The following is a 20,459-nucleotide window of genomic DNA, read 5'->3' on the forward strand; positions in this document are numbered from 1 at the left end:
AATAAAATGATTAATAAAGATACCCAACTCTGCATGTCGTTATCAGGTCGTCCAGGCAATTTCGGTACCACCTTTCACAATTATTTGTACAACAAACTAGGATTAAATTTCATTTATAAAGCCTTCACCACGCAGGATATTGAACACGCTATCAAAGGCGTGCGCGCATTAGGCATCCGTGGTTGTGCGGTTTCAATGCCATTCAAAGAAGCTTGTATGCCATTTTTAGATGAAATTCATCCGTCAGCACAAGCTATTGAATCCGTAAACACCATCGTGAACGATAATGGCTTTTTGCGTGCATATAACACTGATTACATTGCTATTGTAAAATTAATTGAAAAATATCACTTAAATAAAAATGCTAAAGTCATTGTTTATGGCAGTGGTGGTATGACAAAAGCCGTCGTTGCTGCCTTTAAAAATTCAGGTTTTGAGAAGTTAAAAATTTACGCACGCAACGTAAAAACAGGTCAATATCTAGCCGCACTTTATGGCTATGAATACATTGATTCTTCAGAAAACCAACAGGCTGACATTTTAGTCAATGTTACGCCAATCGGCATGAAAGGGGGCAAGGAAGAAATGGATTTACCCTTTTCAAAAGCACTCATTGATAATGCTAGTGTCGCGTTTGATGTAGTAGCTATTCCTGCTGAAACGCCCTTTATTCGTTATGCTCAAGCACAAGGAAAACAAACCATTTCTGGCGCAAAAGTGATTGTACTTCAGGCAGTAGAACAATTTGAACTTTATACACATCAACGCCCAAGCGATGAATTAATAGAAGAAGCTGCGGCTTTTGCTCGAGCCAACTCTTAACATCAAAAGTGCGGTGATTTTTCACCGCACTTCTAATCTTTAATAAAACCAAATTCTCCGCTTTCATCCATTTTTAAAATTGACGCGTAATTTTTTCGCCAATCCCCTAATACAATTCGGGTAAATCCTTCTTGTTGATGAATCGCCTCACGGTGAGTGTGTCCGTGAATTAATAAATTCACACCAAACTCTTGTACTTTTTCCGTCGTAAAGGCTTGATTCACATCCATGATTTCCTGTGATTTGGCTTGTTTATCTTGATTACTCTTTGCCCGAATTTTCTCCGCAATTTTCACCCGCACTTTTAATGGCAAGCACAAAAACAAACGCTGCAGCCATTTTTGATGCACTCTACGGCGAAATTGTTGGTAAGCCTCATCATCAATGCAAAGCGTATCGCCATGACAAAGTAAGATTTTTTTATCATAAAGTGTGATCAGTTGATAATCAGGCAAAAGCTGAACACCTGTATCTTTCGCAAAACGTTTACCAATCAAGAAATCACGGTTGCCATGCTGAAAATAACATTGCACACCTTGATTACTTACAAACTTAATTAAATCTTTAACTTGTTGAATCAATGCGGATTGCTCATCATCACCAATCCAAAAATCAAAAAGATCACCTAAAATGTAAAGTCGTTCAGCCTGCGGGGCAAGATTCTGCATAAAATCGACAAAAAGTGCTGTCAATTCAGGCCGATTTTCACTTAGATGCAAATCAGAAATAAAATAGCTATGTTTCATAAAAATTCCACGATTTTTGTTTAGATTAGCACATATTGATATTGAATTTGCTATACTTTAACGAAATTTTGTATAGGACATCCTCATGTTAAAATTACTTCGAATTTTCCTCGTATTAATCTGCTGTATTCTAATTTGTGTACTGGGTACGATTTATTCTTTTATCCGCTTTAAAAATCCAAGCAACGTAGGCATTGTTGCACGTTGGTTTGGACGTTTATATCCACTTTTTGGCTTAAAAGTAGAACATCGTATTCCTCAAAATCAAGAGCAGATTGGCCGCGCGATTTATATCGGTAATCACCAAAATAATTATGATATGGTGACGATCTCTTATATGGTGCAACCTCGCACAGTAAGTGTGGGTAAAAAAAGTTTAATTTGGATACCCTTTTTCGGCATTCTGTATTGGGTAACGGGCAATATTTTCTTGGATAGAGAAAACCGCACAAAAGCACACAGTACGATGTCGCAGCTCGCACGACGAATTAATGAAGATAATTTATCTATTTGGATGTTTCCGGAAGGCACTCGCAGTCGTGGTCGCGGTTTATTACCCTTTAAAACTGGTGCATTCCATGCAGCGATTTCAGCAGGTGTACCGATTATTCCTGTGGTTTGCTCAACCACGCATAATAAAATTAATTTAAATCGCTGGGATAATGGCAAAGTGATTTGCAAAATAATGGATCCAATTGATGTTTCAGGCTATACCAAAGACAACGTTCGAGATCTTGCGGCTTATTGTCACGATCTAATGGAAAAACGCATTGCCGAACTTGATGAAGAGATAGCAAAAGGAAACTAAAATGCCACGCCTTTCCCGCCGTCAATTATTAAAAACAGCTGCGATTTCTACCGCACTTTCCACAGTGCCCGCACCATTGTTAGCTGCAAACCGTGAAAAATTAGTTGTGCCGCCACTCATTGAAGTTCGTCGCGGTCGCCCGATTGTATTAACAATGCAGGAAATGAATTATCCCCTAGATGGCTCACACAATGTGACAGTATGGGGATTCAACGGTAATTATCTTGGCCCAACCATTAAAATCAAATCAGGTAGCTTTGCCAAACTTAATTATCATAACAATTTGCCACAATCCGTTGCCTTGTCTATTCAGGGCTTACAAGCATCGGGTGAACTGTTTGGTGGGGCGGCTAGAATACTAAAAAAAGGCGAGTCTTGGGCACCCATCGTGCCTATTGAACAACCTGCAGCAAGCTGTTGGTATCGTTCCGCGACATTAGCCAACTCAGCCTATCAAACCTATCGTGGCTTAGCTGGAATGTGGTTAATTGAAGATGACCAAAGCCTAAAAGCGAATCTTCCCAATAAATACGGCGTAGATGACATTCCATTGATTTTACAAGATATGGAATTTAACAATGATGGTCTCCAATTATTCAAACAAAATCAACCGCACTTTGTAGGCAATCGCTTATTAGTAAATGGTATTGAAGCACCATATTTAGATGTTGCACGGGGTTGGATTCGTTTACGTTTGCTCAATGCCTCATTAGCGCGTGCTTATGATTTACGCTTGGATAATGATCAAGAAATGCTGCTTATTGCACAAGATTTAGGTTTCTTACCAAAAGTTAAATCGGTCAAATCTTTGGCTCTCTCGCCAGGAGAACGTGCAGAAATACTCGTTAATATGAATGAAATTGACAACGTATCTCTCATTAGCGGAAGTAAACGTGGCTTGTACGACAAAATGAAAAATATGTTGATCTCAAGCGATGAACTCGCTGATAACACCGTCCTTGAATTGCGTGCCAAGGGAGAAATGTCAGCATTTAATAAACAACCGAATCTCACTTTCGAAACGGATGCACCAGCAATGTTACAACAAGCCGTTGCACAAACTCGAGAATTTAATATTGATGTCACAAACAGTTTAATTAACCAAAGACGTTTTGACCCACGCAAAGTTGATGTAATAGCCCGAAAAGGAACAATTGAACGCTGGATTTTAAATGCAAGTTTACCTGTAGGATTTACTATTCAAGGTGCCAAATTTGTGGTGGAAAGCCAAGGAGAACATCAATTCCAAGCTGAAGAATTAGCTTGGAAAGATACAGTTTGGGTAAAAAACAAAACTCAAATTTTAGTGAAATTTGATCAAGTATCTTCTGGCAACTACCCATTCTTATTTGGGGTATCGAATTTAATGCTAGAAGATATGGGATGCATTGGCGTACTGATGGTACAATAGCGTTAACTATCCCAAAACACCATGAATTTTAATCATTCATACTTTATTTAAAGAGGAAATCGTAATGAAAAAATCATTAACATTAGCCGCACTTTCTATATGTGCTGCGTCATCTGTTGTATTTGCTACTTCTGATACACCACAAGAATCTCAACCTATACTTTCTCTTTCAGTATATGATATGTCAGGTCAAGTTCCTATGGATTTAGGTAAAAAAGAGATTTCTCGCTCTATACCAAAACAACAACTGTGTTGGACAGCAAATGGTGAGTTTAATAAACAAATTTCCATAATCGAAATTTTTAAATCTCCTAAGAAAATGACTTTTTCTATCCCGAAAAATCTTGGCTCTGTTAAAACATCTAAAGATGGAAAAACGCACACAATTGCAATGACTAGAGAACCATTAAATCAGGGTAAATTTGTTGTAAATTGCTGGCGTTTTGATGAGAAAGATCCTGTCGGTCAATACTCAATTCAAGTTCAACTTGGAGATATCGTCTACGATCCTTTGACCTTTAACGTTGTAAAATAATAAAAAATAAAAACTCAGCTTTTGCTGAGTTTTTTAATTTTATGTAAGAAAAATTATAGAAAACCTTAGATACATCCGATCAACAGTTTATTGAAAAATATTACTAGCCTTGCCCTTTTTCCAGTATAATCTGACCAATTTTCTGACAAATTAAAATAAGACGATGAATAAAAAACACACTTTAATTTCACTTGCTATTTTGACCGCACTTTATAGCCAACAAAGTTTGGCAGATTTGCATGAACAATGTTTAATGGGCGTGCCAAAATTTAGCGGTGAAGTCGTGACGGGTGATGTGAATTCTCTGCCTGTATATATTGAAGCGGATAATGCAGAAATTAATCAGCCAAATGACGCGACCTATCAAGGTAATGTGGATTTGAAACAAGGCAATCGTCATTTGTTAGCACAATCTGTGCAGGTCAAACAATCAGGAAACCAATTAACACCTTTACGCATGGCTTATGTCCACGATGGATTTGATTATAAAGATAATCAGATCAATATGTTAGGTAAAGATGCGGAGTTTAATTTAGATAGTCACGATGGTAATTTAACAAATTCAGAATATGAATTTGTCGGTCGTCAAGGTCGTGGTAAGGCCGATGATATAACATTAAGTAATAATTATCGCGTCATGAAAAACGCCACCTTTACTTCATGTTTGCAAGGTGATAATGCTTGGGCTGTAGATGCGTCAGAAATTCGTCAATACGTGAAAGAAGAATATGCTGAAATGTGGCATGCTCGTTTCAAAGTGCATGGCGTTCCCGTCTTTTATACCCCTTACTTACAATTACCCATTGGAGATCGTCGTCGTTCTGGATTATTGATTCCAAGTGCGGGAACATCTAGCCGAGATGGTCTTTGGTATGCACAACCAATTTATTGGAATATCGTACCTAATTACGATCTTACTTTTACCCCAAAATATATGTCTCGCCGTGGTTGGCAAGCAAATGGCGAATTTCGCTATTTAACCCCTATTGGCGAAGGTAAAGTGGCAGGAGAATATTTAGGTAACGATCGTTACTCTGAATATTCTAGTGATAATCGAAAACGTCATTTGTTCTATTGGAATCACAATTCTAGCTTTTTGCAAAATTGGCGCTTAAATATTGATTATACCCGAGTAAGCGATAAACGTTATTTCAGCGATTTTGAGTCTGTTTATGGTCGCAGTACTGACGGCTACGCAAACCAATATGCTCGCATAGCTTATTATCAACCAAATTATAATTTTTCTCTTTCTGCACGACAGTTCCAGATTTTCGATGAGGTGGACATCGGCCCTTATCGTGCAATGCCACAATTAGATTTCAATTATTACAAACATGATTTGGCTAATGGATGGTTAAATTTCAAATTGCATTCACAAGCTGTTCGTTTTGATAATGACAGTGAATTAATGCCAACTGCATGGCGTTTCCATGCAGAGCCTAGCCTAAATTCTTTAATGTCAAATAAATACGGCAGTTTGAATATTGAAACTAAACTTTATGCTACTCGCTACGATCAGAAAAAAGGTTCAGGAAAAAATACAGAGGACGTGCAAAAAACGGTAAATCGACTTATTCCACAATTTAAAGTTGATTTACAAAGCGTATTAGCACGCGATACAACGTTCTTAAAAGACTATACACAAACTTTCGAACCACACGTGCAGTATTTATATCGTCCTTACCGAAATCAAAGCAATATTGGTTCAAAACTTAATAATGAATATTTAGGATTTGGTTACGATTCAGCCTTAGTACAGCAAGATTACTATTCGCTATTCCGTGATCGCCGTTATAGTGGTTTAGACCGAATTTCATCGGCAAATCAAGTTACCTTGGGTGGCACAACGCGTTTTTATGATATTGGTGGCGAAGAACGCTTTAATTTATCTGCAGGTCAAATTTATTACTTAAGTAATTCTCGTATTGATGAAAACCCAGCAAATAAAACACCAACTTCATCATCAGCTTGGGCCTTAGAATCTAATTGGAAAATGAGTGATAAATGGCATTGGCGTGGTAGCTATCAATTTGATACTCATACCAATTCAACATCATTAGCAAATACATCACTAGAATATAATCCTGAAAAAAATAATTTAATTCAGTTAAATTATCGATATGCGAACCAAGAATATATTGACCAAAACTTGGGTAAATCGGCTAACGCATATCAACAAGATATCCAACAAGTGGGCTTAGTTATAGGCTGGGAAATTGCAAATAATTGGGCTGTAGTAGGACGCTACTATCAAGATCTCGCGTTACAAAAACCTGTAGAACAATATATTGGCGTCCAATATAACAGCTGTTGTTGGGCGGTTGGTGTCGGTGCTAGCCGCTATGTCACAAGCCACCAAAATCAAAAGCATAATGAGGTCGTTTACGATAATAGCATTGGCGTAACCTTAAAATTAAGAGGTTTAGGCACCAATGACCATCAAAGCGGTATTCAAGAGATGTTAGAAAAAGGAAAGCTACCTTATATTCGAGTATTTAGTTTGGATTAAACATGGTTCAATATAAACGTTAAATCAACAAAAAGAGCGGCTATTTTTAGCAGCTCTCAGACCACTGACAAACCCACCTTTAAGAGCATATGCCCAAGGTGGGTTTATTTCTTGCCGTTTTATCTATTTCTCTTATATTTCACTTTAAATAGCCACTCAAGCCGTCAGTTTTGTGGATTTTAATACCGAAGAAATAGCCTAACAGCATAATTTTAAATAATCGAACAAGGTCAACTGCTGGACGACCGTTATCTCGACAATGAAGATACGCGACCTTGCGAACAAAGTGATCTTGGGGAACTGGCTATCAAGACTTATCATCTCGAGTTCATATTGCGGAGGAGAGGATTTTTAAGTATAGGCATTTCCTTTTTTTCGATATGCCTATTCGATCAAACATTTAGGGCTATGTCTAGAGATTTTCAGCGCTCTGAACAATGGCTAGGGGTTACCTATCCATTGTTTTTACATTCAAAGAAATATTACTCCTTCACACTCTTTTTCAAAAATGCCCCTCTATGTTGAGTAAGTCGAACATTACTGACATTGCCACATTACCTTCCTAATTGACGTTGAAGTAGTGTTTGCATAATTGCAAAATTAAAAAGAAAACTGGTCGATTGGTCGTTTTTTTGTAGGTTACTTCTTAGATTGTTTATTTAAAATATAAATAATACCTTGTGTTACTGCAATGGGTGCAACAAATGCAGTAGTTAATGTTGTATAAGCTACATAAACAGGCGTAAATAACGTTATAGTTGTCAGTTCTAAAGCGATATCATCGGCTATAACTTCTTTATGTGATGTTCTTCGCACTAAAGAAATTTCGATTGGTTCAGGCATTGAAAATTTACTGATTATTTCATCTCTATTATTAAAGCGAATTCGCTTTCCAAATGCTCGGTATTGCCGTTTTAATGCTGGTTGATTAGCTGTCCAGTTCGGATTTCTAAGTTTTACTGCTGATAAGAAATCCGAATGAATATAGCTAATAGGATTAAACCAATATTGCTTTTGCAACTGCTCTTTTTCCTCTTTACTATATTTGCTTTCGTCTAAATAAACGGTGTATTCGCCAGTGACCTCATTATCAAGGCTATCTAATTTCATTGTAAAAAAGAGTGTTTGTTTTGCATAAGGGCTAGTCAAGAAATGTTGCATTGCTTCAACATCTTGATTTTGTAAAAGATAGTCCGACTGCTCTCCTATCAGATAAATTTTATTTTTTTCAATCATAAAGGCATAAATTTTTTCTGTGGTTTTTATGGGCTTGTTAATATGGATAACGCAACTCGTGAGCAAGCAAATTAAAATAAGATAAAGTTTTTTCATTGTTATTTTGTGGGACATTTGTAGTATGGGGAAAGTGAAACGTTTGTGATGTTTTCCTCAGTAATATCTTTCAAAACAACTGAGCACCCCATTGGCTTAATTTCATATTGATGCCCAGCTTTAGGGATAAATGATGCACGATCATCTCGGCGTTCTCCTCCATCGGTGGTATCCAACGTAATGGTTTTTATCAGAAATTTTCGAATAGTATCATAGCCCGCAATTGGACCGTACTGACATAATTGTGTTGTTTCGGTCTGGCAAGGCTTTCCCGCAACGCGGCAAACAGCTTTACTGATTTAATGCGATGGGGTGAGATTGATTATTTTATCCGTAGGAATGACGTATTCTCTAAACGTATAATTTTCCTTCTGGGCGATATCTGAGTCCTCGGTTTGAGTCATACCTATTCGATGTTGCCCACCGCCGTTAAACCATCCGGTAGGACGAAGATGTATTCCTTTCTTATCTTTTTCACAATCCATGATTTTTACATTGATTTCGCCATCCTTTCCTATATTAAAGATTCGGATACGGGCATGTTTTGTTGCGTCATATTCTTGAGGATTGATGATTTCTTTTGTTGCACATCCTGTAAGCAGTATTGCAAGTATCAGTGTTTTCCATCTATTTTTCATATATCTCCCTTCTTTGAATAACAATCCGCACGTAAAACGTGCGGTTTTTAGGCTCCCCTATAAGAGCCTATACTTCACAAGCCCCTCAAGGGGCTTGTGAGAACTGACAACCGCGTCTAATTATTTCCTTGATTACCCCTTAAAGGGGTCAACATGTTCTTTCGTTGATAAATTATCTTGAACCATATCTTCTTTTTCTTGGTTTCTTATATAATCCTCTACCACTTTTGTATTTAACCCTACTGTGCTTACAAAAAATCCTTTCGCCCAGAAATGCCTATTTCCATATCTATATTTTAAGTTCGCGTGTCTTTCAAAAATCATCAGCGCTGACTTCCCCTTCAGATAGCCCATAAAACCTGATACTGATATTTTAGCTGGGATTTTTAAGAGCATATGGATATGGTCTGGCATTGCATGCGCTTCTATTATCTCCACATTTTTATAGTCACATAACTGCCTCAATATTTGACCTATATCTGCTCTTAACTTTCCATAAATTGCTTTTCTTCTATACTTCGGGATAAATACAATGTGATACTTACAGTTCCATTTTGTGTGTGATAGACTTGAATCGTCACTGGTTTTACTTACCATGATAATCCTCCTATATGTTGAATTTTGGTTGTCAGCTTTGTTCATTATATAGCGAGGATTTTTTCTGTTCATCGCTTAAGCTATTTGGCTCCATACGCATAGCGTATGGTTTTTATAGCCAGACTTTTGGCTGGCTATAATAAAAAAACGACTAGGCAAAGCCTAGCCGTTAAATATATTACGCCTTCACATTTTCTTTCAAAAACGCTAACAACTGCTCTTTCGCAATCATCTGTTTTTCACCAGTGCGGCGGTTCTTATATTCAATTTCACCGTTCTCTAGGTTTTTCTCACCGATTACAACCATATGCGGTACACCAATAAGTTCCATGTCTGCAAACATCACACCTGGGCGCTCTTTACGATCATCAAAAATCACATCTACACCTTGTGATTGTAAAGTGCGGTAAAGTTCTTCAGCGTATTTTTGCACGGCTTCAGATTTGTGCATGTTCATTGGCACAATCGCCACAGTGAATGGAGCAATTTCATCTGAAGGCCAAATAATACCGCGATCATCATGATGCTGTTCAATCGCTGAAGCTACCACACGAGTTACGCCGATGCCGTAGCAGCCCATTGTCATTACAAGTGGTTTACCATCTTCGCCTTGAACAGTCGCTTTCATTGCTTCAGAGTATTTTTTACCCAGTTGGAAAATATGTCCCACTTCAATACCACGTTTAATTTGAAGCGTGCCTTTACCATCTGGACTTGGATCACCTTCCACTACATTACGTAAATCAAATACTTCAGGCATTGCTACATCGCGTTCCCAGTTCACATTGAAATAATGTTTTCCATCGATATTCGCGCCACAACTAAAATCAGACATTAACGCCACAGTGCGGTCAATAATCACTGGAATATTTAAATTCACAGGACCTAATGAACCCACGCCCGCACCAATTTTTGCTTTGATTTCTGCTTCGTCAGCAAACTCAAGCGGATCTGCCACTAATGGATGTTTTTGTGCTTTGATCTCGTTTAATTCGTGGTCGCCCCGAATAATTAAAGCAACAAGCGGTTGATTTTCATCAGCACTTTTTACAATCAACGTTTTCACAGTTTTAGTGATTGGTTGATTAAATTGTTCTACAAGTTCATTAATAGTTTTCGCATTTGGCGTATCAACCAATGTCATTTCTGCAGTTGGTGCTTGACGCTCACCGATAGCTACCGCTTCAGCAAGCTCAATATTCGCGGCAAAATCCGATTCTGTCGAAAACACCACGTCATCTTCACCACTTGAAGCTAACACTTGGAACTCATGAGAAGCAGAACCTCCAATAGACCCAGTGTCCGCTTGTACCGCACGGAAATCTAAGCCTAAACGGTTAAAAATGTTACTGTACACTTGATACATCACATCATAGGTTTCTTGCAAACTTTCTTGTGTCGTGTGAAATGAGTACGCATCTTTCATAATAAATTCACGCGAACGCATCACGCCAAAACGAGGACGCACTTCATCACGGAATTTCGTTTGAATTTGATATAAGTTCAGTGGAAGCTGTTTATATGAAGAAACTTCACGACGCACTAAATCGGTGATTACTTCTTCATGAGTTGGCCCAAGTACAAAGTTACGGTTTCCGCGGTCTTCAAAACGAAGGAGCTCAGGGCCATATTGATCCCAACGGCCAGACTCTTCCCATAATTCCGCAGGTTGCACAACAGGCATTAATACCTCAATTGCCCCCCCCTTGTTCATCTCTTCGCGAATAATCTTTTCTACTTTTTTCAATACGCGAATCCCCGTCGGCAACCAGTTATATAAACCTGATGCCATTGGGCGAATCATACCTGCACGCAACATTAATTGGTGGCTCACGACCTGAGCATCATTTGGCGTTTCTTTAAGGGTGGAGAATAAATATTGACTTGTACGCATTGTTTAACCTTAGATTCTAAGAACTGAAAAAATTGGCGCAAGTATAACAAAAAGTACGGTGATTTTTAACCGCACTTTCGATACTTACTCATTATTTTGCGCTTTCGCCAAAATTGCTTTATGTTCCTGAATCAATGCCATAAAAGGCTGACCAAACCGCTCTAATTTGATTGAGCCCACGCCATTAATTTGCAACATTTCAATATTGCTTGTTGGCATATATTGTGCCATTTCTTGCAACGTCGCATCATTAAAGACAATGTACGGCGGAATATTTTCTTTATCGGCAATTTGTTTGCGTAAGAAACGCAAGCGTGCAAATAAATCCTTATCGTAATTTGCAACACTTTGGCGTTGTGGATTATGGGCAATCTTACTGATTGCAGAAATACGAGGCATTGCCAGTTCTAATGGTTCTTCACCTTTCAGAATCGCTTTCGCACTTTCTGTAAGTTGCAACGTTGGATTTAATTCACTAATAACCTGTTTCACAAAACCCAAATGAATAAGCTGACGAATAACAGACTGCCAATGCTCTTTGCTTTTATCTTTTCCGATACCATACACTGAAAGTTTATCATGTTGGCGTTCAATAATTTTCTGATTGTGCATGCCACGCAACACCGCAATCACATAATGTGCACCGAAACATTGCCCCACTCGATAAATAGTAGACATTACTTTTTGCGCATCGACTAATCCATCATATTTTTTAGGAGGATCAAGGCAAATATCACAGTTATTACATGGTGTTTGTCGATGCTCACCAAAATAATTGAGAAGAACTAAACGGCGACAAGTCTGGCTTTCTGCAAATTCACCAATAGCTTCTAATTTATGCTGCTCAATCTGACGCTGTGATGTTTCTGGTTTTTCTAAAAGAATTTTTTGTAACCAAGCATAATCCGCCGGCTCATAAAACAAAACGGCCTCAGCTGGTAAATCATCACGTCCAGCTCGCCCTGTTTCCTGATAGTAAGATTCAATGCTGCGAGGTAAATCAAAATGGGCAATAAACCGCACATTGGATTTATTAATCCCCATTCCAAAAGCAATGGTTGCGACTACCACTTGAACATTATCACGCTGAAAATCCTGTTGCACACGCTCACGAAGTGCCGTTTCCATTCCAGCGTGGTAAGCAGCAGCAGAGACGCCTTTATTGCGTAAACTTTCCGCAATTCTCTCAACCTTATTTCTGCTGTTGCAATAAATAATCCCACTCTTGCCCTTTTGAGCTAACACAAAACGCGTCAGTTGCTCCATTGGTTTATATTTTTCTTCCAAGGTATAACGAATGTTTGGTCGATCAAAACTACCGATATATCTATGTGGATTTTCTAGATTGAGGTGAGTCAAAATATCTTGGCGGGTCGCATGATCGGCTGTTGCGGTGAGCGCCATAATTGGCGCGTGAGGGAAACTAGCTTTTAAACCGCCAAGCTGGGTATACTCAGGGCGAAAATCATGCCCCCATTGAGAAATGCAGTGTGCTTCATCAATTGCAATAAAGCTGACTTTACTATAAGAAATAAGTTGAAAGAAACTGTTCGTCATCACTTTTTCTGGCGACACATAAAGCAGTTTAAGTTGCCCAGAAATAAGCTTATTTTGTACTCGTTGCTGCTGTTCTAAAGTCTGACTAGAATTAAGAAAATCCGCCTCAATTCCATTAGCTTGAAGCTGATCCACTTGATCTTTCATCAAGGAAATCAGCGGAGAAATCACTAAAGTTAAACCCTCAAAACAAAGTGCGGGAACTTGGTAACAAAGTGATTTGCCATTCCCCGTTGCCATTACCACCAAAGCATCTTGTCCGTTTAACGCGGCATTGATAACTTCTTCCTGCCCTTTACGGAAAGATTGATAACCGAAAACCGATTTCAAAACAGAAAGTGCGGTCGGTTTTTCTATTATTTTTGGTGATAAATGAGAATCAAGCATCTTAGAACTGAACGTTCTCGCCATGTGCAGCACAAGCTTCGACTAAACAATCCCAAAAACGTTTTCCGTCATTAGAAACCCAGTCGCCATTTTTAAAAGCAAAATGAAAACCGCCTAATTTACTCGCAATCCAAAGCTCAAGTAATGGCTCTTGCTTGTTAATCACTATTTGTGTGCGATTATCAAAGGTGATTGTAAATACTGAACCTTGCGTTTCACAATCTACATCCGCACCTTGCTCTTCTAATTCTTCTTCAATTTTTTGCCAAACTTGTTCAATATTTTGGTGAAATTCTGCAATATTCATAAAATGTTCCTGTTTAAATCTGATAGAATGCGGCAAATTATAAAGCCTTTCTTAAGCTTGTGAAAGGCGGATTTACCAATAAGTAAGAGAGAGAAAAATGAAAAAACTACTATCAATTTTAGTGCTTAGTGCAGTTTGCATTGTGGCAACAGGATGCGGCGTAAAAGGTCCTTTATATTTCCCAGAAAAAGAACAAGCACAACAAACCAAATAAGCGATTATCCAATTACAATCCCCCAAAAAAACAGGAACACAACATGAATTTCTTCCAATATAAAAATAATAAGCTTTATGCTGAAGATATTCCGGTTCAACAACTTGCTGAACAATTCGGTACACCTCTTTATGTATATTCTCGAGCGACACTTGAACGCCATTGGCATGCTTTTGACTCAGCCTTCGGTAAGCGCCCTCACTTAATTTGCTTTGCCGTAAAATCTTGCTCGAATATCGGCGTATTAAATATCATGGCAAAACTAGGTTCAGGTTTCGATATTGTCTCACAAGGCGAACTTGAGCGTGTACTTGCAGCGGGTGGCGATGCATCAAAAGTAGTTTTTTCGGGCGTAGCTAAATCCCGAGAAGAAATTATGCGCGCATTAGAAGTCGAGATTCGTTGTTTTAATGTAGAATCAGTTTCTGAACTCAAACACATTAACCAGCTCGCAGGCAAGATGGGGAAAATAGCGCCAATATCTTTACGAGTGAATCCAGATGTTGATGCGCATACACACCCTTATATCTCAACAGGATTAAAAGAAAATAAATTTGGTGTAAGCGTAAATGAAGCTCGAGAGGTATATAAATTAGCCTCAACGCTGCCAAACATAAAAATAACAGGGATGGATTGCCACATAGGCTCACAGCTCACTGAATTACAACCATTTTTAGATACCACAGATCGCTTAATTGTCCTAATGGAACAATTAAAAGAGGATGGAATTACATTAAAACATCTCGATCTGGGCGGTGGTTTAGGCGTGACTTATACAGACGAAACGCCTCCGCATCCAAGCGATTACGCAAATGCATTATTAGAAAAACTAAAAGATTATCCTGAACTTGAAATTATTCTTGAACCAGGCAGAGCAATTTCTGCAAATGCGGGAATTTTAGTAGCAAAAGTACAATACCTAAAAAATAATGAAAGTCATAATTTCGCGATTACCGACACAGGAATGAACGATATGATCCGCCCTGCATTGTATGAGGCTTATATGAACATCGTAGAAATTGACCGCACTTTAGCAAGAGAAAAAGCCATTTATGATGTTGTGGGGCCTGTCTGCGAAACCTCTGATTTCTTAGGCAAACAACGAGAACTTTCTATTGCTGAAGGTGATTATATAGCTCAATGCTCAGCAGGCGCTTATGGAGCAAGCATGTCATCAAACTATAACTCAAGACCCCGTACTGCAGAAGTTTTAGTAGATGGCGATCAATCCTATTTAATTCGTCGTCGAGAAACCTTAAAGGAACTTTGGGCATTAGAGTCGACCATTTAATCTTTCTTATCTTAAAAGAGCGGTAAAAAATTATCTATTTTTCTACTGCTCTTTTTCTGTCCATAAATCAGCCTACCTCAAACAGTAAGTTTGTGAGATAAATCAAATTTTTTTCTATTCTAGATTGGCATAGAATTGAATTCTTTATAGAATACTATGTTTTTTAAAGTGGGCTTTTGCCACTAAAGGGGAAATTATGCAAGAAAAACTAAAGGTTTTATTGATTGACGACCATCCGTTAATGCGTCGTGGCATTAAACAACTTGTAGAATTAGACGATAACTTTGAAGTGGTGGCTGACGTAGGCAGCGGCACGGAAGGGATTTCCGTAGCATTACAAACATCACCTGATGTGATTATTTTAGATCTCAACATGAAAGGACTTTCTGGGTTAGATACGCTCAAAGGATTACGCGCAGAAGGCGTTGATGCACGAATCTTAATTTTAACAGTGTCTGATGCAAAAAATGATATTTATACTCTGATTGATGCAGGTGCAGATGGTTACTTGCTAAAAGATACAGAACCAGGTACGTTGCTAGACCAAATAAAGCGCATTGCACAAGGTGAAGTTATTCTGAGTGATTCTATTAAAAATTTATTGTTAGAACGCACTCATGAAGAAAATCCATTAGACAGCCTAACAGATCGTGAAATGGGCGTACTTCGTCAAATTGCGACAGGTCTATCAAATAAACAAATTGCAGCACAACTGTTTATTTCAGAAGAAACCGTGAAAGTACATATCCGTAATTTATTGCGCAAATTAAATGTACATTCTCGCGTTGCCGCAACGGTATTATTTTTTGAACAAAATCGTTAAAAAAATAATCATAAAAAAATGCGCTAGGATAAACTTAGCGCATTTTTCTTTACAGTCACACTATTTACATTAATTCAATAGATTTAATATCTTCTAATAATATATACAATTCTTTTTTAATATCTTGTTCAAATTGTATTTCTGCACTTTCTCGATCTAAATCTAGACGCATTCTTTCTCTTTTATCAAGTAATTTACGAGCATCATGTGTAGGCATATCACGCACAACTTCATATAAATTGACCATCGCAGGATAAGTAGATAAACTCTTACCAAAAGGCATTAATAGCATTGTAAGACGGATCACTCCCTCTGAAGTATTACATTCTCCAGATTGCATTGCTCGAGCAATAACATCAATGCTTTCTTTTAATCGTATAGTGCGCTCATGCTTGGCTTTAGTAATCAATTCCTTTTGGATTTTTAACTGTTTTAATAAATATATTGCATATAAACTCAATCCAATCACCAAGAAAAATACAACTACAATAAATAGCCAAATCATAACTTATCTAAATTGGTTAATATCGATACGCTCGAAAGTTCGGTATAAATCATCTTCACTTTCATCTTCGTCTTCAATGCCAAGTTCTTCCATTAATTCAGAAATTCTATCTAAGCATTCATCTACAAATTGTTGATCTGCTTTACTAATAGTTTTACCTTCATCTAAAGCATCCAATAATTCATTAAGAATTTCGTTATTTTCCAGATTTTCAAGCTCTTTCATTGGATCTCGTTTTTTCACCTGTTTTATTACTGGAATTAATTGACCTTTTTCAGGTTTATTAATAAATTCTACAACCAACGGAACCTTTTTCTTACTACCGATTTTTGGATCTTTAATTTCATTTTGAAGTTTATTCGCTTTTTCTTCAACCGCGCGATGACGAGATCCTGAAGCTAAACCTTTATGCTTACGTTTTTTCTTATCTTCACGAGCTTTAGCATCCAATTCATAGCGTGTAAGCTTTTTACCTGGACGTGCTTTTGTTATATCTATTTTTTTATCTGCTTTTCGAATTGGCATAATATCGGTAATTCGACGTGTTTTTTTCTTACGAGCCATAAGGTATCCTTCTAAAAATTTTGCGGATTGTATCACTAGTGCGTATTTTTCTCACTAACAAACATAAACTTTTTTAATCCTTTTCATGAAATAATGAGTAAATTCCAAAAGAACAAAAACCCCATATCTTTCGACACGGGGTTCTTATCTTTTATTCTACTCTGCTTTATTCTATTTATGTATTTGGTAACCTGGCGGTGTCCTACTCTCACATGGGGAAGCCCCACACTACCATCGGCATTACAGCGTTTCACTTCTGAGTTCGGTATGGTGTCAGGTGGTTCCACCGCACTATCGCCGCCAGGATAATCCTTTGATAACTCGTCTTTTCTCTTTTATCTTTCGCTACTCAGCTCTTACTCTACCTTTCACTCGTTCTTATTGGCCACAAGCTGAACTCAATTTTCTTTCTATTACGTCTTCTATATTTAATTTGTTTGTCTAGTCTTCTCTTTTTCGCTCTTTTCCAAAAACACTTGAGCGTTGTATAGTTAAGTCCCTCGGGCAATTAGTACAGGTTAGCTCAATGACTCACATCACTTACACACCCTGCCTATCTACGTCTTAGTCTTAAACAACCCTTACAGATTTATAATCTGGGAGAACTCATCTCTTGGCAAGTTTCGTGCTTAGATGCTTTCAGCACTTATCTCTTCCGCACTTAGCTACCCGGCAATGCGTCTGGCGACACAACCGGAACACCAGTGGTGCGTCCACTCCGGTCCTCTCGTACTAGGAGCAGCCCCAACCAATTCTCCTACGCCCACGGCAGATAGGGACCGAACTGTCTCACGACGTTCTAAACCCAGCTCGCGTACCACTTTAAATGGCGAACAGCCATACCCTTGGGACCTACTTCAGCCCCAGGATGTGATGAGCCGACATCGAGGTGCCAAACACCGCCGTCGATATGAACTCTTGGGCGGTATCAGCCTGTTATCCCCGGAGTACCTTTTATCCGTTGAGCGATGGCCCTTCCATTCAGAACCACCGGATCACTATGACCTACTTTCGTACCTGCTCGACTTGTCTGTCTCGCAGTTAAGCTTGCTTATATCATTGCACTAACCTCACGATGTCCGACCGTGATTAGCAAACCTTCGTGCTCCTCCGTTACTCTTTGGGAGGAGACCGCCCCAGTCAAACTACCCACCAGACACTGTCCGAGACCACGTTTCGTAATCTTCGTTAGAACATCAAACGTTAAAGGGTGGTATTTCAAGGACGCCTCCACAATCACTGGCGTGACTGCTTCAAAGGCTCCCACCTATCCTACACATCAAAATTCAATGTTCAGTGTCAAGCTATAGTAAAGGTTCACGGGGTCTTTCCGTCTAGCCGCGGGTACACCGCATCTTCACGGCGATTTCAATTTCACTGAGTCTCGGGTGGAGACAGCCTGGCCATCATTATGCCATTCGTGCAGGTCGGAACTTACCCGACAAGGAATTTCGCTACCTTAGGACCGTTATAGTTACGGCCGCCGTTTACTGGGGCTTCGATCAGGAGCTTCTCTTTCGATTACACCATCAATTAACCTTCCAGCACCGGGCAGGCATCACACCCTATACGTCCACTTTCGTGTTTGCAGAGTGCTGTGTTTTTAATAAACAGTTGCAGCCAGCTGGTATCTTCGACCGGTTCAACCTTCGCCCGCGAGGGACTACAATCTACGCCGGCGCACCTTCTCCCGAAGTTACGGTGCTATTTTGCCTAGTTCCTTCACCCGAGTTCTCTCAAGCGCCTGAGTATTCTCTACCTGACCACCTGTGTCGGTTTTCAGTACGGTTTAGTAAAGCCTTTCGCTTAGTGGCTTTTCCTGGAAGTGTGGTATCAGTTACTTCAGCTCCGTAGAGCCTCGTCATCATCTCTCAGTGTTAAGGAAGTCCGGATTTGCCTAAACTTCCCACCTACCAACTTAAACGCACATATCCAACAGTGCGATAACCTAACCTACTCCGTCCCCACATCGCAGCTTTACCAAGTACAGGAATATTAACCTGTTTCCCATCGACTACGCTCTTCAGCCTCGCCTTAGGGGCCGACTCACCCTGCCCCGATTAACGTTGGACAGGAACCCTTGGTCTTCCGGCGAACGGGTTTTTCACCCGTTTTATCGTTACTTATGTCAGCATTCGCACTTGTGATACGTCCAGCATGCTTCTCAACACACCTTCTTCCGCTTACACAACGCTCCCCTACCCAACAGACTTTCGTCTGATGCCGCAGCTTCGGTGCTATATTTCAGCCCCGTTACATCTTCCGCGCAGGCCGACTCGACTAGTGAGCTATTACGCTTTCTTTAAATGATGGCTGCTTCTAAGCCAACATCCTAGCTGTCTAAGCCTTCCCACTTCGTTTCCCACTTAATATAGACTTTGGGACCTTAGCTGGCGGTCTGGGTTGTTTCCCTCTCCACGACGGACGTTAGCACCCGCCGTGTGTCTCCTGAGTATCACTCTTTGGTATTCGTAGTTTGCATCGGGTTGGTAATCCGGGATGGACCCCTAGCCGAAACAGTGCTCTACCCCCAAAGGTGTCCGCTCAAGGCTCTACCTAAATAGATTTCGGGGAGAACCAGCTATCTCCCGGTTTGATTGGCCTTTCACCCCCAGCCACAAGTCATCCGCTAATTTTTCAACATTAGTCGGTTCGGTCCTCCAGTTAGTGTTACCCAACCTTCAACCTGCCCATGGCTAGATCACCGGGTTTCGGGTCTATACCTTGCAACTAGACGCCCAGTTAAGACTCGGTTTCCCTTCGGCTCCCCTATTCGGTTAACCTCGCTACAAAATATAAGTCGCTGACCCATTATACAAAAGGTACGCAGTCACCCTTTCAGGCTCCCACTGCTTGTACGTACAAGGTTTCAGGTTCTATTTCACTCCCCTCACCGGGGTTCTTTTCGCCTTTCCTTCACAGTACTGGTTCACTATCGGTCAATCAGGAGTATTTAGCCTTGGAGGATGGTCCCCCCATCTTCAAACAGGATATCACGTGTCCCGCCCTACTTCTCGTTAACTTAGTACCACAGCCTGGATGTCGAGTACGGGGCTATCACCCTGTGTCGCTAAGCTTCCCAGCTTATTCCTCTATCTCTGCTGCTATCATTAACTGGCTCTTTCGCTTTCGCTCGCCGCTACTGACGAAATCTCGGTTGATTTCTTTTCCTCGGGGTACTTAGATGTTTCAGTTCTCCCGGTTTGCCTCACTTACCTATGGATTCAGTTAGTGATAGTAGATTCTTCATCTACTGGGTTTCCCCATTCGGATATCTTGGATTAAACGCCTCTTATCGACTCATCCAAGCTTTTCGCAGATTAGCACGTCCTTCTTCGCCTCTGATTGCCAAGGCATCCACCTTGTACGCTTAGTCACTTAACTATACAACCTCAAATGCTTTCAACCACTTTAAGTTTTCACTTGAAAGTGCGGTCAATTTGATGCGTATTTTCATTCAACTAAACACTTGATTGCTTTTGTTCAATCAAGATTTTATGCAAAACAGTTTTATTTCAG

At 39.5% G+C, this 20,459-nt stretch carries 17 protein-coding genes, 2 rRNA genes and 1 pseudogene; 8 read left to right on the forward strand and 12 right to left on the reverse strand.

The genetic code is table 11. The annotated features are described in order from the left end of the window. Nucleotides 1-6: 6 nt before the first annotated feature. Nucleotides 7-822 carry a shikimate 5-dehydrogenase gene (locus tag AC6H0A_RS07805; protein ID WP_497512613.1) on the forward strand — a complete coding sequence of 272 codons (816 nt, stop codon included), beginning with the start codon at nucleotides 7-9 and terminating at the stop codon, nucleotides 820-822. A gap of 32 nt (nucleotides 823-854) precedes the next feature. Here the strand turns inward: AC6H0A_RS07805 and lpxH are convergent, their stop codons facing one another. Continuing rightward, nucleotides 855-1,568, reverse strand: a complete 714-nt coding sequence (lpxH, locus tag AC6H0A_RS07810) for a UDP-2,3-diacylglucosamine diphosphatase (RefSeq protein WP_005641015.1) — start codon at nucleotides 1,566-1,568, stop codon at nucleotides 855-857. An 85-nt stretch (nucleotides 1,569-1,653) separates the two neighbouring features. Here lpxH and AC6H0A_RS07815 point away from each other — a divergent pair, with 85 nt between their 5' ends. From AC6H0A_RS07815 to lptD, 4 genes are all read left to right on the forward strand, one after another. Further along, nucleotides 1,654-2,376, forward strand: a complete 723-nt coding sequence (locus AC6H0A_RS07815) for a 1-acylglycerol-3-phosphate O-acyltransferase (RefSeq protein WP_005641013.1) — start codon at nucleotides 1,654-1,656, stop codon at nucleotides 2,374-2,376. Between the two features lies 1 nt (nucleotide 2,377). After that, entirely contained in the window at nucleotides 2,378-3,787 is a 1,410-nt protein-coding gene (locus AC6H0A_RS07820) for a multicopper oxidase domain-containing protein (protein WP_005641011.1), read from the forward strand. A gap of 64 nt (nucleotides 3,788-3,851) precedes the next feature. Continuing rightward, complete coding sequence (locus AC6H0A_RS07825) at nucleotides 3,852-4,322, forward strand: PM0630 family protein (RefSeq protein WP_005641009.1); 471 nt, start codon at nucleotides 3,852-3,854, stop codon at nucleotides 4,320-4,322. 163 nt (nucleotides 4,323-4,485) lie between these two features. Next, nucleotides 4,486-6,831, forward strand: a complete 2,346-nt coding sequence (gene lptD / locus AC6H0A_RS07830) for an LPS assembly protein LptD (protein ID WP_005641007.1) — start codon at nucleotides 4,486-4,488, stop codon at nucleotides 6,829-6,831. Between the two features lie 178 nt (nucleotides 6,832-7,009). On the opposite strand, the pseudogene AC6H0A_RS07835 reads toward lptD, so the two are convergent. The 7 genes and pseudogenes from AC6H0A_RS07835 to cyaY all read right to left on the reverse strand — a co-directional run. After that, nucleotides 7,010-7,152 (reverse strand): annotated as a pseudogene (locus AC6H0A_RS07835) (transposase); the annotation flags it as partial. Between the two features lie 318 nt (nucleotides 7,153-7,470). After that, nucleotides 7,471-8,163 (reverse strand): hypothetical protein, encoded by a 693-nt coding sequence (locus tag AC6H0A_RS07840; protein WP_253181212.1) that lies wholly within the window; start codon nucleotides 8,161-8,163, stop codon nucleotides 7,471-7,473. A gap of 299 nt (nucleotides 8,164-8,462) precedes the next feature. Further along, nucleotides 8,463-8,801: a hypothetical protein gene (locus AC6H0A_RS07845; protein ID WP_005641002.1), complete on the reverse strand. Its 339-nt coding sequence runs from the start codon at nucleotides 8,799-8,801 to the stop codon at nucleotides 8,463-8,465. Between the two features lie 132 nt (nucleotides 8,802-8,933). After that, nucleotides 8,934-9,398 carry an IS200/IS605 family transposase gene (tnpA, locus tag AC6H0A_RS07850; RefSeq protein ID WP_005639541.1) on the reverse strand — a complete coding sequence of 155 codons (465 nt, stop codon included), beginning with the start codon at nucleotides 9,396-9,398 and terminating at the stop codon, nucleotides 8,934-8,936. A gap of 178 nt (nucleotides 9,399-9,576) precedes the next feature. After that, on the reverse strand, nucleotides 9,577-11,292 hold the full coding sequence (gene proS, locus AC6H0A_RS07855) for a proline--tRNA ligase (protein WP_005643202.1): 1,716 nt from the start codon (nucleotides 11,290-11,292) through the stop codon (nucleotides 9,577-9,579). Between the two features lie 84 nt (nucleotides 11,293-11,376). Beyond that, entirely contained in the window at nucleotides 11,377-13,236 is a 1,860-nt protein-coding gene (recQ, locus tag AC6H0A_RS07860; protein ID WP_044233271.1) for a DNA helicase RecQ, read from the reverse strand. Nucleotide 13,237: 1 nt separating this feature from the next. Continuing rightward, nucleotides 13,238-13,543, reverse strand: coding sequence for an iron donor protein CyaY (gene cyaY / locus AC6H0A_RS07865; protein ID WP_005643206.1), 306 nt, complete (start codon nucleotides 13,541-13,543; stop codon nucleotides 13,238-13,240). Between the two features lie 97 nt (nucleotides 13,544-13,640). Here cyaY and lptM point away from each other — a divergent pair, with 97 nt between their 5' ends. The 3 genes from lptM to AC6H0A_RS07880 all read left to right on the forward strand — a co-directional run bounded on the left by lptM (nucleotide 13,641) and on the right by AC6H0A_RS07880 (nucleotide 15,871). After that, nucleotides 13,641-13,757: an LPS translocon maturation chaperone LptM gene (gene lptM, locus AC6H0A_RS07870; RefSeq protein ID WP_005643208.1), complete on the forward strand. Its 117-nt coding sequence runs from the start codon at nucleotides 13,641-13,643 to the stop codon at nucleotides 13,755-13,757. A 43-nt stretch (nucleotides 13,758-13,800) separates the two neighbouring features. Continuing rightward, nucleotides 13,801-15,048, forward strand: coding sequence for a diaminopimelate decarboxylase (gene lysA, locus AC6H0A_RS07875; RefSeq protein ID WP_005643210.1), 1,248 nt, complete (start codon nucleotides 13,801-13,803; stop codon nucleotides 15,046-15,048). A 196-nt stretch (nucleotides 15,049-15,244) separates the two neighbouring features. Further along, entirely contained in the window at nucleotides 15,245-15,871 is a 627-nt protein-coding gene (locus AC6H0A_RS07880) for a response regulator (protein ID WP_005643212.1), read from the forward strand. Nucleotides 15,872-15,935: 64 nt separating this feature from the next. Here AC6H0A_RS07880 and AC6H0A_RS07885 read toward each other — a convergent pair whose 3' ends face one another. The 4 genes from AC6H0A_RS07885 to AC6H0A_RS07900 form a co-directional block, all read right to left on the reverse strand. Beyond that, on the reverse strand, nucleotides 15,936-16,376 hold the full coding sequence (locus tag AC6H0A_RS07885; RefSeq protein WP_179231041.1) for a DUF2489 domain-containing protein: 441 nt from the start codon (nucleotides 16,374-16,376) through the stop codon (nucleotides 15,936-15,938). Between the two features lie 3 nt (nucleotides 16,377-16,379). Further along, nucleotides 16,380-16,940 (reverse strand): Der GTPase-activating protein YihI, encoded by a 561-nt coding sequence (gene yihI, locus AC6H0A_RS07890; protein WP_005643215.1) that lies wholly within the window; start codon nucleotides 16,938-16,940, stop codon nucleotides 16,380-16,382. A gap of 189 nt (nucleotides 16,941-17,129) precedes the next feature. Further along, nucleotides 17,130-17,245 (reverse strand): 5S ribosomal RNA (gene rrf, locus AC6H0A_RS07895). A gap of 182 nt (nucleotides 17,246-17,427) precedes the next feature. Next, nucleotides 17,428-20,324: ribosomal RNA gene (locus tag AC6H0A_RS07900) — 23S ribosomal RNA — on the reverse strand. Nucleotides 20,325-20,459 lie beyond the last annotated feature (135 nt).

This window comes from Haemophilus sp. THUN1692 (genome assembly GCF_059704395.1).

What these genes read in the sequence shown, in the direction of transcription:
- recQ (WP_044233271.1), bottom strand. Translation starts at nt 13,236, where the DNA reads ATGCTTGATTCTCATTTATCACCAAAAATAATAGAAAAACCGACCGCA.
- AC6H0A_RS07885 (WP_179231041.1), bottom strand. Translation starts at nt 16,376, where the DNA reads ATGATTTGGCTATTTATTGTAGTTGTATTTTTCTTGGTGATTGGATTG.
- cyaY (WP_005643206.1), bottom strand. Translation starts at nt 13,543, where the DNA reads ATGAATATTGCAGAATTTCACCAAAATATTGAACAAGTTTGGCAAAAA.
- AC6H0A_RS07820 (WP_005641011.1), top strand. Translation starts at nt 2,378, where the DNA reads ATGCCACGCCTTTCCCGCCGTCAATTATTAAAAACAGCTGCGATTTCT.
- lysA (WP_005643210.1), top strand. Translation starts at nt 13,801, where the DNA reads ATGAATTTCTTCCAATATAAAAATAATAAGCTTTATGCTGAAGATATT.
- AC6H0A_RS07815 (WP_005641013.1), top strand. Translation starts at nt 1,654, where the DNA reads ATGTTAAAATTACTTCGAATTTTCCTCGTATTAATCTGCTGTATTCTA.
- lpxH (WP_005641015.1), bottom strand. Translation starts at nt 1,568, where the DNA reads ATGAAACATAGCTATTTTATTTCTGATTTGCATCTAAGTGAAAATCGG.
- AC6H0A_RS07845 (WP_005641002.1), bottom strand. Translation starts at nt 8,801, where the DNA reads ATGAAAAATAGATGGAAAACACTGATACTTGCAATACTGCTTACAGGA.
- AC6H0A_RS07825 (WP_005641009.1), top strand. Translation starts at nt 3,852, where the DNA reads ATGAAAAAATCATTAACATTAGCCGCACTTTCTATATGTGCTGCGTCA.
- tnpA (WP_005639541.1), bottom strand. Translation starts at nt 9,398, where the DNA reads ATGGTAAGTAAAACCAGTGACGATTCAAGTCTATCACACACAAAATGG.
- lptD (WP_005641007.1), top strand. Translation starts at nt 4,486, where the DNA reads ATGAATAAAAAACACACTTTAATTTCACTTGCTATTTTGACCGCACTT.
- yihI (WP_005643215.1), bottom strand. Translation starts at nt 16,940, where the DNA reads ATGGCTCGTAAGAAAAAAACACGTCGAATTACCGATATTATGCCAATT.
- proS (WP_005643202.1), bottom strand. Translation starts at nt 11,292, where the DNA reads ATGCGTACAAGTCAATATTTATTCTCCACCCTTAAAGAAACGCCAAAT.
- lptM (WP_005643208.1), top strand. Translation starts at nt 13,641, where the DNA reads ATGAAAAAACTACTATCAATTTTAGTGCTTAGTGCAGTTTGCATTGTG.
- AC6H0A_RS07805 (WP_497512613.1), top strand. Translation starts at nt 7, where the DNA reads ATGATTAATAAAGATACCCAACTCTGCATGTCGTTATCAGGTCGTCCA.
- AC6H0A_RS07880 (WP_005643212.1), top strand. Translation starts at nt 15,245, where the DNA reads ATGCAAGAAAAACTAAAGGTTTTATTGATTGACGACCATCCGTTAATG.
- AC6H0A_RS07840 (WP_253181212.1), bottom strand. Translation starts at nt 8,163, where the DNA reads ATGAAAAAACTTTATCTTATTTTAATTTGCTTGCTCACGAGTTGCGTT.